Annotated in this window: 12 protein-coding genes; 7 read left to right on the top strand and 5 right to left on the bottom strand. The window is 68.1% G+C overall.

Annotated elements, in window-relative coordinates; translation table 11 throughout:
* Positions 1–64: 64 nt before the first annotated feature.
* A complete protein-coding gene (locus GNX95_RS00235; protein WP_163504754.1) occupies positions 65–730 on the top strand; it encodes a potassium channel family protein in 666 nt (221 codons plus the stop codon).
* Positions 731–1,396, top strand: coding sequence for a potassium channel family protein (locus GNX95_RS00230; RefSeq protein ID WP_163504752.1), 666 nt, complete (start codon positions 731–733; stop codon positions 1,394–1,396).
* A gap of 9 nt (positions 1,397–1,405) precedes the next feature.
* Here the strand turns inward: GNX95_RS00230 and GNX95_RS00225 are convergent, their stop codons facing one another.
* The 3 genes from GNX95_RS00225 to GNX95_RS00215 are packed head-to-tail and all read right to left on the bottom strand — an operon-like array spanning position 1,406 to position 5,086.
* The gene (locus GNX95_RS00225) at positions 1,406–2,146 is read right to left on the bottom strand and encodes a DUF3159 domain-containing protein (RefSeq protein ID WP_163504750.1); all 741 of its coding nucleotides are present in this window, start codon (positions 2,144–2,146) and stop codon (positions 1,406–1,408) included.
* Complete coding sequence (locus tag GNX95_RS00220; protein ID WP_163504748.1) at positions 2,143–2,514, bottom strand: OB-fold nucleic acid binding domain-containing protein; 372 nt, start codon at positions 2,512–2,514, stop codon at positions 2,143–2,145. Before GNX95_RS00220 ends, GNX95_RS00225 begins: the two co-directional genes overlap by 4 nt.
* A gap of 52 nt (positions 2,515–2,566) precedes the next feature.
* The gene (locus GNX95_RS00215; RefSeq protein ID WP_163504746.1) at positions 2,567–5,086 is read right to left on the bottom strand and encodes a sensor histidine kinase; all 2,520 of its coding nucleotides are present in this window, start codon (positions 5,084–5,086) and stop codon (positions 2,567–2,569) included.
* Positions 5,087–5,345: 259 nt separating this feature from the next.
* Between GNX95_RS00215 and kdpF the strand changes: the two genes are divergently transcribed.
* From kdpF to GNX95_RS00190, 5 genes are all read left to right on the top strand, one after another.
* Complete coding sequence (kdpF, locus tag GNX95_RS00210; RefSeq protein WP_222853304.1) at positions 5,346–5,444, top strand: K(+)-transporting ATPase subunit F; 99 nt, start codon at positions 5,346–5,348, stop codon at positions 5,442–5,444.
* Positions 5,444–7,090: a potassium-transporting ATPase subunit KdpA gene (kdpA, locus tag GNX95_RS00205; protein WP_163504744.1), complete on the top strand. Its 1,647-nt coding sequence runs from the start codon at positions 5,444–5,446 to the stop codon at positions 7,088–7,090. The genes kdpF and kdpA overlap by 1 nt, the downstream gene beginning before the upstream one ends.
* Positions 7,091–7,101: 11 nt before the next feature.
* The gene (gene kdpB / locus GNX95_RS00200; RefSeq protein ID WP_163504742.1) at positions 7,102–9,219 is read left to right on the top strand and encodes a potassium-transporting ATPase subunit KdpB; all 2,118 of its coding nucleotides are present in this window, start codon (positions 7,102–7,104) and stop codon (positions 9,217–9,219) included.
* Positions 9,220–9,226: 7 nt separating this feature from the next.
* On the top strand, positions 9,227–9,838 hold the full coding sequence (gene kdpC / locus GNX95_RS00195; RefSeq protein WP_163504740.1) for a potassium-transporting ATPase subunit KdpC: 612 nt from the start codon (positions 9,227–9,229) through the stop codon (positions 9,836–9,838).
* Between the two features lie 896 nt (positions 9,839–10,734).
* Positions 10,735–12,375 (top strand): 3-keto-alpha-glucoside-1,2-lyase-like domain-containing protein, encoded by a 1,641-nt coding sequence (locus GNX95_RS00190; RefSeq protein WP_163504738.1) that lies wholly within the window; start codon positions 10,735–10,737, stop codon positions 12,373–12,375.
* On the opposite strand, the gene GNX95_RS00185 is transcribed toward GNX95_RS00190, so the two are convergent.
* Both GNX95_RS00185 and dut read right to left on the bottom strand, forming a co-directional pair.
* Positions 12,359–13,291 carry a DUF3710 domain-containing protein gene (locus GNX95_RS00185; protein WP_222853303.1) on the bottom strand — a complete coding sequence of 311 codons (933 nt, stop codon included), beginning with the start codon at positions 13,289–13,291 and terminating at the stop codon, positions 12,359–12,361. The two genes, GNX95_RS00190 and GNX95_RS00185, sit on opposite strands and share 17 nt — an antisense overlap.
* Positions 13,292–13,294: 3 nt before the next feature.
* The gene (dut, locus tag GNX95_RS00180) at positions 13,295–13,777 is read right to left on the bottom strand and encodes a dUTP diphosphatase (RefSeq protein WP_163504737.1); all 483 of its coding nucleotides are present in this window, start codon (positions 13,775–13,777) and stop codon (positions 13,295–13,297) included.
* Positions 13,778–13,813: the final 36 nt, after the last annotated feature.

Here is a 13,813-nt window from a genome sequence, read left to right as displayed (position 1 = left end):
CCGTGGGGGGACGAGGCTGGCCAAGTGCGTCCTCCGAGGTTGTCATCCGAGCGGGAGAGGCGCGTTGCACGTAGTGATCATGGGGTGCGGCCGGGTCGGCTCCACCCTCGCGCACCTGCTGGAGGCCCGCGGTCACTCGGTCTCGGTGATCGACCAGAACCCGGACGCCTTCCGCCGGCTCAAGCCGGAGTTCAAGGGCCAGACGGTGGCCGGCATCGGCTATGACCGCGAGGTCCTGCTGGAGGCCGGCATCGAGCACACCGACGCGTTCGCGGCGGTGTCCAGTGGCGACAACTCCAACATCATCTCCGCGCGCGTGGCACGCGAGACGTTCGGCGTGGAGAAGGTCGTGGCGCGCATCTACGACCAGAAGCGCGCAGCCGTCTACGAGCGGCTCGGCATCCCGACGGTGGCGACCGTACGGTGGACCTCCGACCGGATGCTGCGCGCGCTCGACCCGGACGGCACGGCCGAGGTGTGGCGCGAGCCGACCGGTGTGGTGGCGATCGTGGAGATCGAGCTGCACAAGGACTGGGTCGCGCACAAGGTCAAGCAGCTGGAGCTGGAGACCGGCGCGCGCGTCGCGTACGTCTGGCGCTTCGGCCTGGGGATCCTGCCGACGCTGAAGGCGGTCTTCCAGGACGGTGACCAGGTCTTCATGATGGTCACCGACGACATCGTCGACCGCGTCACCGCGATCGCGGCGGCACCGCCGGAGGAGCGAGAGTAAATGCGAGTCGCGATAGCTGGCGCCGGCAACGTCGGCCGCTCGATCGCCGCGGAGCTGATCGAGCACGGCCACAGCGTGATGCTCATCGAGCGCTCCTCGGAGGCGCTGAAGTCCAAGCTGGTGCCCAAGGCCGACTGGCTGCTCGCCGACGCCTGCGAGCTGTCCAGCCTGGAGGAGGCCGGCATCGCCGGTTGCGACGTGATGGTCGCGGCGACCGGCGACGACAAGGTCAACCTGGTCGTGTCGCTGCTGGCCAAGACCGAGTTCGCGGTCAGCCGCACGGTCGCGCGCGTCAACCGCGCCGAGAACGAGTGGCTGTTCACCGAGCAGTGGGGCGTGGACGTGCCGGTGAGCAAGCCCCGGCTGATGGCCGCCTTCGTCGAGGAGGCGGTGACGGTCGGCGAGCTGGTCCGGCTGATGACCTTCCGGCGCGGCCAGGCCAACCTGGTGGAGATCACGCTGGCCGCCGACTCGCCGCTGGCTGGCCGGCCGGTGCGCGACGTACCGCTGCCGCCGGACACCGCGATGGTGGCGATCCTGCGCGGTGGCCGGGTGATCGTGCCGTCCGGCGACGAGCCGCTGGAGGCCGGCGACGAGCTGATGTTCCTGGCCACCAGCGAACACGAGGACGCCATCGAGAACGCCGTCTCCGGCCGCACCGCCTGACCTGGCGGGTCAGGCTTCGGCGGCGGGGGTTTCGGGTGTCGGCTCGGGGATGCCGTGGCGCTTGTTGTGGCGGCGTACGACCCAGGCGGTGACGACGATCAGCAGCACGATCGGCGGGTTGCCGAAGATGATCCGCGCGACGCCGAGCTCGGCCGCCGACGCGTTGGCGACGTACAGCCAGGCCTGCACACTGACCTTGGCGAACCACACCACGGCCCACAGCAGGGTGAGCCAGAAGAACATCCGGTAGTGGCCGCGGTCGCGCCGCCACTCCGAGCCGATGTTGCCGAAGAAGGCCCACACCACGCCGACCAGCGGACGCCGGAACAGCACCGAGCCGGCGATGACCAGCGTGTACGCGTAGCTGATCAGGATGCCAGGCAGATAGAAGTCCTGCGCGCGCCCGGTCCGCGCGGCCCAGATCGCCGCGATCGCGATGCCGACCAGGCCGTTGAGCGCCTGCCGCGGTGACTGCTTGCGCAGCAGCCGGAAACCGGCGATGAGCAGCGCCGCCGCGACCGCGGCGATCAGCGCCGGATAGAGCGACAGGAACGTGTTGGCGATGACGAACACGACGACCGGGATCGCGCTCTCGGCGATGCCGGTCCAGCCGCCGAGCTGGCGGGCCACCTCGCGGCGGAACTCGCCGGAGGCGAAGTACTCCCTGATCGAGATGTCGTCCGGATTCGGATCCGAGCCCGGCTCGGAGGTCGTGGTCGGCTTCTCCAGCCTGGACTCGCCTGATGTCACTTGATCGCCGGCTCCAGCTCGTATTCGGGGTTGTAGATCACCTTGCGCTCGTCCCGCACCGACAGGCGTCCGCTGGCCCGGATCGGCCGGCCCGGCTCGATGCCGACGATGCTGCGCCGGCCGAGCCACACCAACAACACCGTGCCGGTGCCGTCGAACAGCTCCGCCTCCAGCGTCGGAAGGTTGCTACGCGGACAGTACTGCACGGAACGCAGCCGGCCGGAAACGGTCACCGGCCTGCCGCGCGAACAGTTGCCGACCGGGGTGGCGCCAGTCTGCTCGCAGGCCCGCTGCAGATCCTCGGCCTCCAGCTCCTCCTCCGGCGCCGTCAACCTCCTGAGCAGGCCTTTCAAACCCTGACCGCCCATAGCGAATCCCGTCCCCTGCTGACGCCAGTGCCACGCACACCGGCTGATGCCATCAGGGTACGACGGCCGGTGCGGTTGTCGAATCCGCCGGAAGAGCGATGACCATCGTCACGCCGCCACCGGGAGTGTCCTCCGGAGTGAGCGTGCCACCCATCGCCTCGGTGAAACCGCGCGCCACCGCGAGACCGAGCCCCACACCGGTGCCGGTGTCGCGGTCGCCGAGCCGCTGGAACGGCGCGAAAACCTTCTCCCGGTCGTCCGGCCGGATGCCGGGACCGCGGTCGATGACGCGCAGCTCGATCTGGTCGAGGTGGACGCTGGCCGACACCTTCACCGGACCGGTCGGCGCATGTCGTACGGCGTTGGACACCACGTTGGCCACCACGCGCTCGAGCAAACCGGGGTCGGCTCGTACGGACGGCAGGGTGTCCGGCACGTCCACCTCGATCCGCGCCAGCTCGGCCTTCTCCAGACCGCGAAGCGCTCGCGCGACCACCTCGTCGTAGCCGACCGGCTGGCTGGTCGGCGCCACCGTGCCGGTGTGCAGCCGGCTCATGTCGAGCAGGTTGGCCACCAGCGAGGTCAGCTGGTCGGCCGACTCGTCGACGGCGGCCAGCAGCTCCTTGCGGTCGGTCTCGTCCAGCTCGATGTCCTCGGCGCGCAGGCCGGCGATGGCCGCCTTGATGGAGGCCAGCGGCGTACGCAGGTCATGGCTGACCGCCGCCAGCAGCGCCGTGCGCATCCTGTTGGCCTCGGCCAGTTTCTCCGCCTCGGCCGCCTGCCGGAGCAGCCTCGCGCGCTGCAGCGCCACCGCCGCCTGCTCGGCGAAGGAGACGAGTACGCGCCGGTCGGCGGCGGCCAGTGCCCGGCCGCACAGCAGCAGCCGCAGGTCGTCGGTGACCGGGATGTCCTCGTCGGCCTGACCACCTTTCTCGCACGGGTTGGGCCCGGCGAACCCGGCGACCGCCCACCGCTCGCCGTCGCGCTCCAGCATCGTCACCGAGGTCAGCGCGAACGCTTCCCTGATCTGCTCCAGCAGGCTTGGTACGCCACGGTTGCCGGCCAGCACGCTGCGCGACAGCGAGGCGAGCATCGCGGTCTCGGCGCGGCCGCGAGCGGCCTGGGTCGCTCGCCGCGCCGACCGGTCCACGACGGTCGCCACCGCGACCGCCACCAGCACGTACACCAACAGTGCGACCACGTTGTTGCGCTCGGCGATGGTGAACGTGCCGACCGGCGGTACGAAGAACCAGTTGACGATCAGGCCACCGGCGACCGCGGCGATCAGCGCCGGATAGAGGCCACCGATCAGCGCCACACCGACGACCAGGATCAGGAACAACAGCAGCACGCTGGCGCTGGTCACCTCGTCGCCGAAGGCCAGCAACAGCTCGGTGAGCAACGGCAGGCCGACGGCGGCCACCACCAGCGCGGCGACCCGGCGACGCCAGTTGAGGCCACCGGTCAGCCGGGGCAGCCGGCGCCGCCAGCCGCCGGACTCGGCGTGCGTCACCATGTGTACGTCGATGTCGCCGGAGGCGGCGGTGACGGTCGCGCCGATGCCTTCGGCGAAGGCACGCGCGAGCCGCGAGCGCCGGCTCGTACCCAGGACCAGCTGCGTCGCGTTCACCCCCCTCGCGAAGTCCAGCAGGGCCGCTGGAACGTCATCCCCCACCACAGTGTGGAAGCTGCCACCGACACTTTCGACGAGTTCGCGCTGCCGTCGCAGCTTGGCCGGCGACGCGCCGGTCAGGCCGTCGCTGCGCAGCACGTGTACGGCCAGCACCTCGCCACCGGCCGATCGCGCGGCGATCCGGGCCGCACGGCGTATCAGCGTCTCCCCCTCCGGGCCGCCGGTCAGCGCCACCACGACTCGCTCACGCGCTTCCCACACACGCCGGATGTCGTGCTCGGCCTTGTAGCGGTTGAGCACCTCGTCGACGCGGTCGGCGACCCACAACAACGCGAGCTCGCGTAACGCGGTCAGGTTGCCGACGCGGAAATAGTTGGACAGCGCCGCGTCGACCCGCTCGGCCGGATAGATGTTGCCGTGCGCCATTCGTTTCCGCAGCGCCTCCGGCGCCATGTCGACCAGCTCGATCTGGTCTGCCTTGCGTACGACCTCGTCCGGCACGGTTTCGCGCTGCGGCACACCGGTTATCTGCTCGACGACGTCGTTCAGGCTTTCCAGATGTTGGACGTTGACGGTCGTCAGCACCTCTATTCCGGCGTCCAGCAGCTCCTCGACGTCCTGCCAGCGCTTTTCGTTGCGCATGCCTGGCACGTTCGTATGCGCCAGCTCGTCGACGATCGCGACCGCCGGTCGCCGCGTCAAGATCGCGTCAACGTCCATCTCCTCGAATGACGCGCCCTTGTAGTGGACTGTCCGGCGCCGGACGGTTTCCAGGCCGGTCAACCGCTCGGCGGTGAGCTGGCGGCCGTGCGTCTCCACGAAGCCGACCACGACGTCGGTGCCGCGGTCCAGACGCCGCCTGGCCTCCCCCAACATCGCGTACGTCTTGCCGACCCCGGGTGCCGCACCGAGGTAGATCCGCAACTGACCGCGCGCCATGCCATCAGTGTGCCGCGCCCGGCCGGCTCCGCTAGCGAGGCCCGTCACAGCCCCCGTCAAGAACACGTTAACGCGGTCTGGAGCGGCGTATGGGAGCCGTCAACGAGCCGTACGCGCCCGCCGGTGCTTTCTAACGTCGGCACTGTCGGAATTTCTTCTGGAAAGGGGGTCGGTCGCTGATGAGCGACCTGATCTTCGTGGTGCTCACCGTCGCGGTGTTCGCCCTGATCGCCCTGGTGGCGAGAGGAGTCGAGCGGCTGTGACCGTACAACTCGTGGCCAACCTCGTCGGCCTGGCGGTCGCCGTCGTGCTGACCGGTTATCTGATCGTGGCGCTGCTGTTTCCGGAGAAGTTCTGATGGCCGGCTGGCTGCAGGTCATCGTGCTGGTGGTGGCGGTCGCCGCGTTCTACAAGCCGCTCGGCGACTACATGGCGTGGCTTTTCACCGCGGCCAAACACAATCGTGTGGAGCGCGTGCTCTACAGGGTGATGGGCATCGACGCCGACGCGGACATGACCTGGCCGGTCTATCTGCGCAGTGTGCTGGCCTTCTCCGCCGTTTCGGTGCTGTTCCTCTATCTTTTCCAGCGGCTGCAGGACAAGCTGTGGCTGTCGCTCGGATTCGGACCGGTGGCGCCGGACCAGGCGTGGAACACCGCGATCAGCTTCGTCACCAACACCAACTGGCAGTCCTATTCCGGTGAGTCGACGATGGGTCATCTCGTGCAGATGGCCGGCCTTGCCGTACAGAACTTCGTGTCGGCGGCCGTCGGCATCGCGGTCGCGGTCGCACTCGTACGCGGTTTCGCGCGGTCCAAGACAAATCGGCTCGGCAACTTCTGGGTCGACCTGACGCGCGCGAGCCTGCGCGTGTTGCTGCCGATCGCGTTCGTCGGCGCGCTCGTGCTCGTCGCCGGCGGCGCCGTACAGAACCTGTCGTCCGGCACGGACGCGCACACGATCGCCGGTGCCACACAGCATCTGACCGGTGGTCCGGTCGCCTCGCAGGAGGCCATCAAGGAGCTCGGCACCAACGGCGGCGGTTTCTACAACGCCAACTCGGCGCATCCGTACGAGGATCCGCGTGCCTGGACGAGTCTTTTCGAGATCTTCCTCATCCTGCTGATCCCGTTCGCGTTGCCTCGTACGTTTGGCAAAATGGTCGGCGACAACCGGCAGGGTTTTGCCATCGCCTCGGTGATGGGGACGTTGTGGGCCGCTTCGGTCGGCCTGCTCACCTGGGTCGAGACCGCGCATCCGGGGCTCGCGCCACAGCTGGCCGGTGCGGCCATGGAAGGCAAGGAAGTGCGTTTCGGCGTACCGCTATCCGCGCTGTTCGCCAGCTCCACCACCCTGACCTCGACCGGTGCGGTCAACTCCTTCCACGACTCGTACACGGCACTCGGGGGCGGCATCGCGATTTTCAACATGATGCTTGGTGAGATCGCTCCTGGCGGCACCGGATCCGGACTGTACGGCATGCTGGTCCTGGCCATCGTCACGGTTTTCGTCGCGGGTCTGATGGTCGGCCGTACGCCGGAATATCTGCGGAAGAAGATCGGTGCGCGCGAGATCAAGCTGGCCTCGCTCTACATCCTGACCACGCCGGCGCTGGTGTTGATCGGCACCGGCCTGGCGATCGCCATTCCGTGGGGAACCAGCGGCATCCTGAATCCCGGCGCGCACGGACTTTCCGAGGTGTTGTACGCGTTCACGTCGGCGTCCAACAACAACGGCTCGGCTTTCGCCGGCCTCTCGGTGAACACGCCGTTCTACAACACCGCTTTGGGGCTGTGCATGGTGCTCGGCCGGTTCGTGCCGATGGTTTTCGTGCTGGCGCTGGCCGGATCACTGGCGCAACAAGGTGCCGTGCCGGAGACCGCCGGCACGCTGGCGACCCACAAAGGCATCTTCGTGGGGATGCTGGTCGGCGTGATCCTGATCGTCGTCGGCCTCACGTACTTCCCGGCGCTGGCTCTCGGCCCGCTGGCCGAAGGTCTGTAAGAGGAGAGAGAGTGACCACCACCGAGGCGCCTTCTCAGGCGCCGGAACAGAAACATGCCGACAAGGCGACTCCGCACCGCGTACAGGGCGGGTTGCTGGAGCCCAAACAGCTGCTGGTGTCGTTGCCTGACGCGGTCAGAAAGCTCAATCCGCTGACGCTGTACAAAAACCCGGTCATGTTCATCGTGGAGATCGGCTCGATCATCACGACGATCATGGCGATCCTGCAGCCGAGCGTGTTCGCGATCGTGATCGCCGTGTGGCTGTGGTTGACCAACGTCTTCGCCAACCTGGCCGAAGCGGTCGCCGAAGGCCGCGGCAAGGCGCAGGCGGAAACGCTGCGGAGGACGCGCACCGACACGGTCGCGCGGCGGCTTTCCAGCTGGCGGAAAGGCCGCGCGGACACACCGGAAACCGAGGTGCGCGCCAACGACCTGTCGGTCGGCGACCACGTCGTCGTCGAGGCCGGACAGGTCATCCCTGGCGACGGTGACGTCGTCGAAGGCATTGCCAGCGTTGACGAATCGGCGATCACCGGCGAGTCGGCGCCGGTCATTCGCGAGGCCGGCGGCGACCGGTCGGCGGTGACCGGTGGCACGCGCGTGCTCTCCGACCGGATCGTCGTACGGATCACCTCGCGCCCCGGCGAGACCTTCGTGGACCGGATGATCGCGCTGGTGGAAGGCGCGTCGCGGCAGAAGACGCCGAACGAGATCGCGCTCAACATCCTGCTGGCGAGCCTCACCATCATCTTTCTGCTCGCGGTGGTGACACTGCAGCCGATGGCGATCTACTCCCAGGCGCCGCAGTCGTTGATCGTGTTGGCCGCGCTGCTGGTTTGCCTTATTCCAACGACGATCGGCGCGCTGCTGTCGGCGATCGGCATCGCCGGCATGGACCGGCTGGTGCAGCGCAACGTGCTGGCGATGTCCGGCCGGGCGGTCGAGGCCGCCGGTGACGTGAACACGTTGCTGCTGGACAAGACCGGCACCATCACGCTCGGCAACCGGCAGGCCGTCGAGTTTCTTCCGATCGGCGCCTTCTCCGCCGAGGAGGTCGCCGACGCGGCGCAACTTTCCAGCCTTTCCGACGAAACTCCTGAAGGCCGCAGCATCGTCGTGCTGGCGAAGACCCAGTTTGGCCTGCGGGAGCGCGCGGCCGGCGAGCTGCCCGGCGCGGATTTCGTCGCGTTCACCGCGCAGACCCGGATGAGCGGCATCGACCTGCCGGACGGCCGGCAGATCCGCAAAGGCGCCGCGGCCGCCGTCGCCGACTGGGTCCGGCTGGAAGGCGGGCACGTACCACCGACGCTCGGCGAGGCGGTGGACGGCATTTCCGGTTCTGGCGGCACTCCGCTGGTGGTGGCCGAGAAAAACGCCGAAAGGATAGCGATCGTCGGTGTCATTCACCTCAAGGACGTGGTGAAGACCGGCATGCGGCAACGCTTCGACGAGTTGCGCACGATGGGGATTCGTACGGTCATGATCACCGGCGACAACCCGTTGACCGCCAAGGCGATCGCGGACGAGGCGGGCGTCGACGACTTCCTCGCCGAGGCCACGCCGGAAGACAAGATGGCGCTGATCAAACGCGAACAGGCCGGCGGCAAACTGGTCGCGATGACCGGCGACGGCACCAACGACGCCCCGGCGCTGGCGCAAGCCGATGTCGGTGTCGCGATGAACACCGGCACGTCGGCGGCCAAAGAGGCCGGCAACATGGTCGACCTGGACTCCAACCCGACCAAGCTGATCGAGATCGTGGAGATCGGCAAGCAGTTGCTGATCACCCGCGGCGCTCTGACGACGTTTTCGATCGCCAACGACGTGGCCAAGTATTTCGCCATCATCCCGGCGATGTTCGCGGTCGCCTACCCTGGCCTGGACGCGCTGAACATCATGCGGTTGCACAGTCCGACATCGGCGATCGTCTCGGCGATCATCTTCAACGCGCTCATCATCGTCGCGCTGATCCCGCTCTCTTTGCGCGGCGTACGCTACAAACCCGCCTCCGCGGCGTCGATGCTGAGCCGCAACCTGCTCATCTATGGTTTCGGTGGCCTGATCTCGCCGTTCATCGGCATCAAGCTGATCGACCTGGTCATCCAGTTCATCCCCGGGATTCGGTGATTTTCTCATGCGTACACTGCCAAACTGGATCCGCATGCACGTCGCGGCTCTGCGTGCACTGTTGGTCTTCACGGTGATCCTCGGCCTGGCGTATCCGCTGTTGGTGACCGGCATTTCGCAGGTCGTCTTCCCCAGCGCCGCCAACGGCTCCCGCGTCGAGGTCAACGGCAAGGTCGTCGGCTCTGCGCTGATCGGCCAGAATTTCACCGACGACAAGGGAAACCCGCTGCCACGCTATTTCCAGCCACGACCGTCGGCCGCCGGCAAGACCGGCTATGACCCCACGTCCTCTGGCGCGTCCAACCTCGGCCCGTCAAACCCTGACCTGGTCAAGGCGATCAAGCAACGGCGGACGCAGGTCGCGCAGTTCAACGGCGTACCGGAGTCGTTGGTGCCGGCGGATGCGGTGACGGCCAGTGGTTCTGGACTGGATCCCGACATCAGTCCTGCGTATGCGGCTATTCAGGTCAATCGGGTTGCCAAGGCGCGGGGACTGTCGGTGGCTCAGGTGGAGAAGGTCGTGGCCGACAATTCGTATGGTCGGGGGTTGGGGTTTGTTGGGGATCCTGGGGTGAATGTGTTGGGGGTGAATGTGGCGTTGGATAGGTTGCAGCGGTGAGGTGAAGGGGGTGTGGTTGCGACTTCTGATTGTTGCGTTGGGAAGGTGGTCGCGTCTCTTGTTTGTTGCGTTGGGTGGGTGGTTGGTTTTCGCCTGCGCGGCGGGCGCTCCTGCGCGGAGGGCGACCTCAAGGGAGGGGGCGCGTGGCCGCCAATCGGTGTGCATAGGGGTGCGGGCGGCGGTTTGCGGGCGAGGCTGGGTCCTCTAGGCTTGCTCGGTCACGTATGGGAAGCAACCCGTCGGTCTGGACGCCAAACGATCCTGCTGGGGCGGCTGACTGCGTAATACTTGTTTAACAAAACATCAAAACGGACGTCTGTTACAGCCAGGCGATCACAGCAGCATTGTCAGCCTCAGTAGTCACACCCGTCACAGCCTCCAGTGATCACTGCGGCGTGAGAGCCTTGTTTCTTGCGTCCAACGCAAGTAACTCGACATTCATGCCATCCGCGACCCTCACAAGCCGGACATTTAGCGCTCCACATACCTTCGCGTCCCACATAGTGGACCTTCTCGCCACAGGGCGGGACGCCACGGCACCGCCGGCGCCCCAGCTACACTGCTGGTCCACACCACAGACCAAACCGCACGCGCGGCACCCAACCCAACCACAAACAAACCCCGCGCACCCCTCCCCTTGAGGTCGCCCTCCGCGCAGGAGCGCCCGCCGCGCAGGCGCCACCACCCACCCAACGCAACAACCAGGAAAACCCAGCAGCCTCTCCCCGCCTCCTCCCGACCTCGCTGGCACACCCCGCCGGCACAAGCCGGCCACGCGAAATCGCCGCTCGGCCAGCTTCGGCTCTTGACCACGGACCCAACGCCGGCCACGCTCTCAACGGACCAAATCCCCCGGAAGGGTAGTCATGCGGCCAAAACTAGCACTCTGGCGGGTAGTGATCGCGGCCGCGGCGGCCTTCCTGGTCGTCGGTGGGGCGCAGGCAGCGGTCGCGAACGTACAAGGCGATCCGTTGTACGCGCCGGCGTCGGCCAGTGAGGGCATGGCGTATGCGCGGATGATCCGGCTGTCGACCGGGACGGTGCTGGCGACTTTCGAGCACTGGGACGGAAACGGTGGCGTCTCGTCGTACGTTGTCAGGCGGAGTGACGACGACGGAGCAACCTGGTCGACGCTGTCCGAGGTGCCGGGCGACACCTACTCCTTCCAGCCGTTCCTGTACGAGCTGCCACGGCAGCTTGGTGGCCATCCAGCCGGTACGTTGCTGCTTTTTGGCTTGACAGTGGACAAAAACAGCACGGCGACGACCATCCGCGAGTGGCGCAGTGACGATCATGGCGCGACCTGGTCGTACGTTGGTGCGCCGCAGGTTGGCGGACCGTCGCCGCGCGGCATCTGGGAACCCTTCGCGATGCTCGACCGCGCCGGCCGGCTGCTGCTTTACTTCTCCGACGAACGGCAGTCGGCGACCTACAGCCAGTTTCTCGGCCACATCGTGTCGGCCGACGGTGGCGACAGCTGGACGGCGGCACCGGTCAAGGATGTCGCGTCGGCGACGCAGGCGGACCGGCCGGGGATGGTCACGGTCGCGTACATGCCGGCGACCGACCGCTACATTATGAGTTTCGAGGTCTGCGGACCAGGAAACTGCGCGGTCAGAGTGAAGACCTCGGCCGACGGCGCGACCTGGAACGCCGGCGATCTCGGCACCGCCGTACGCACCGACGACGGACGCGGTCTCTACGGCTCGCCGGTGATCGTGTGGAGCCCGGCCGGCCGGCTGCTGCTCACCGGTTATGGCGAGACCCTGGTCGGCGGCGGCGCGCCGGAAGACCACCAGATCGTGCTGAGCAGCGCGACCGGCGACTCGTGGTCGTGGATGCCGGCACCGATCGCCGTGCCGATCGGGAATGGCAGCACGTCCAACTGCAATCCCAACTACAGCCCCGATCTGCTGCCGTCGGCCGACGGCACGACGGTGCGCTATGCGGCGGCCGGGATCACCGGACCGTACGGCTGCCAGGAGCTGACCGGCCAGAGCAACGCCGGGGTGCTGCCCTACGCGGCGGACTTCGGCGCCGGCGATCCCGGCTGGATCCGCTATGGCGGCAGCTGGAGCGCCGCGAACGGCGTCTACGGCGAGACCACCGGCGGGTCCGGCGGCAACAAGGCGATCGCCGGATCGACGGCCTGGACCTCCTATCGGGTGTCCGCCGACGTACGGCTGGACAGCGTCGGCACCAACGGCAACGCAGGTTTGCTCGTACGCGCAACGGATCCGACCGTCGGCACCGACAACCTCGACGGCTACTACGTCGGCGTGACCGCGAACTCGATCGTGATCGGCCGGCAGGCCGACAACTGGACACCGCTCTCGGTCACGCCGATCCCGAGCGTGCCGGCCGGCAGCTGGTATCACCTCGCGGTGACCGTCGACGGCTGCACGATCACCGTCGACGGCACCGCCGCCAGCGCGACGGACTGCACCTTCACGCATGGCGCGGTCGGCGTACGCGACTTCAACGCCACCGCGAGCTGGCGCAACCTGCGCGTGGAGCCGGTCAGCGGATCTCGGTGATCTCCGGACCGCGCTGCGGCGGGTCGAGGTGGCGGTGCCGGCCGCTGTCGTCCTCGGCCTCCTGCTGCGCGGCGGCGGCCTGCTCGGCCACCTCGGCCGGCAGCTGCAGCGGCAACGGGTCGCGCACCGGCATCGGCTGGTTGCCGCGTACGACCACCAGGTTGTCGAGCACCTCGCCGAGCGGACCGGTCTGCTCCGGATCGATGGCGGCGTGGCCGGAGAACACCGCGCGGACGAACCAGCGCGGACCGTCGACGCCGACGAACCGCAGCGGCTGCAGGCCGTCGGGGGTCGGCACCTGCGCGTACAGCTCGATGCCGTAGTCGCCGTCGACCTCCTCGACCCGGCCGCCGTCGTTCTGGATGCCGTTGCGCAGGTCCTCGCGCACCTCGTCCCAGATGCCTTCGCTGCGCGGCGCGGCGAACACGCCGAGGTTGAGGGTGCTGACGCCGTGGAACAGCGCGACCGTGACGATCTGGCCGTTGGGGTCGGCCTCCAGCCGGAGCTCGACCTCCGGCGGCGTCGGCACCTGCATGGCGCCGAGGTCGATGCGGTTGACGCCGTCGTCGCCGGGCGCGTCCTTCTCGTCCCACGGCCCACCGGCGCGCCTGCTCGCCGGTGCCGGGGTCGGAGCCGGTGCCGGGGTCGGAGCCGGCGCCGGGGTCGGAACCGGGGTCGCGACGGCCGCCTCGTCGTCCTCGTCGTCGGCGCGGTGCCGGCGGCGGCGTCCGGCCGGTTTCGGCTCCGGCCGCTCGTCACCGGCGCCGCCGGTCAGGTCACCGTCGTGGTCGCCGCCTGGACCCTCCGCGATCCAGGCCTCGATGTCGTCGACGCCTTCCCGGTTGTCTGCGCTGAGCGAGAGGTCGGCGAACTCCGCTTCCTTCTCGGCCTGCCTCTGCTTGCGGCGTCGGAACACCGTCTACTCCCCTCCCGAGGCCGCGAGCGCGTTTGCCGCGTCGAGCCGGTCATGCCCGCCGGTCGATCCGTATCCGCCTTCCCCGCGCACCGAGGCGGGCAGCTCGGTGACCGGGGTGAAGACCGCGCGCTCGACCCGCTGGACCACGATCTGCGCGATCCGGTCGCCACGGGTGATGTGCACGGCTTCGGTGCCGTGGTTCACGAGATTGACTTTTATCTCCCCACGGTAGCCGGCATCGACCGTACCCGGCGCGTTCAAGATGGTGATGCCGAGGCGGTGCGCCAGGCCGGACCTGGGGTGCATGAACGCGGCGTACCCCTCCGGCAGCGCGATGGACACCCCGGTCGGCACCAACGACCGCTGTCCGGGCGCCAGGTCGACGTCGACGGCGGCGACCACGTCAGCGCCGGCGTCACCCGGATGGGCGTACGCCGGCGCTGGCAGGTCGGGGTCGAGCATCCGCAGCTGGACTTCCACAGTCATCAGGCCATCTTGACCCACGCTGTCGGCGGCCAGCCG

It is taken from the genome of Fodinicola acaciae, assembly GCF_010993745.1.
GTDB lineage: Bacteria > Actinomycetota > Actinomycetes > Mycobacteriales > HKI-0501 > Fodinicola > Fodinicola acaciae.
Note: the sequence above shows the minus strand (reverse complement) of the source record. Positions and strands in the feature narration are given on the sequence as shown.

Coding starts and splice junctions, on each gene's coding strand:
- kdpC (WP_163504740.1), top strand. CDS start 9,227: ATGCGTACACTGCCAAACTGGATCCGCATGCACGTCGCGGCTCTGCGT.
- GNX95_RS00215 (WP_163504746.1), bottom strand. CDS start 5,086: ATGGCGCGCGGTCAGTTGCGGATCTACCTCGGTGCGGCACCCGGGGTC.
- kdpA (WP_163504744.1), top strand. CDS start 5,444: ATGGCCGGCTGGCTGCAGGTCATCGTGCTGGTGGTGGCGGTCGCCGCG.
- GNX95_RS00220 (WP_163504748.1), bottom strand. CDS start 2,514: ATGGGCGGTCAGGGTTTGAAAGGCCTGCTCAGGAGGTTGACGGCGCCG.
- dut (WP_163504737.1), bottom strand. CDS start 13,777: ATGACTGTGGAAGTCCAGCTGCGGATGCTCGACCCCGACCTGCCAGCG.
- GNX95_RS00230 (WP_163504752.1), top strand. CDS start 731: ATGCGAGTCGCGATAGCTGGCGCCGGCAACGTCGGCCGCTCGATCGCC.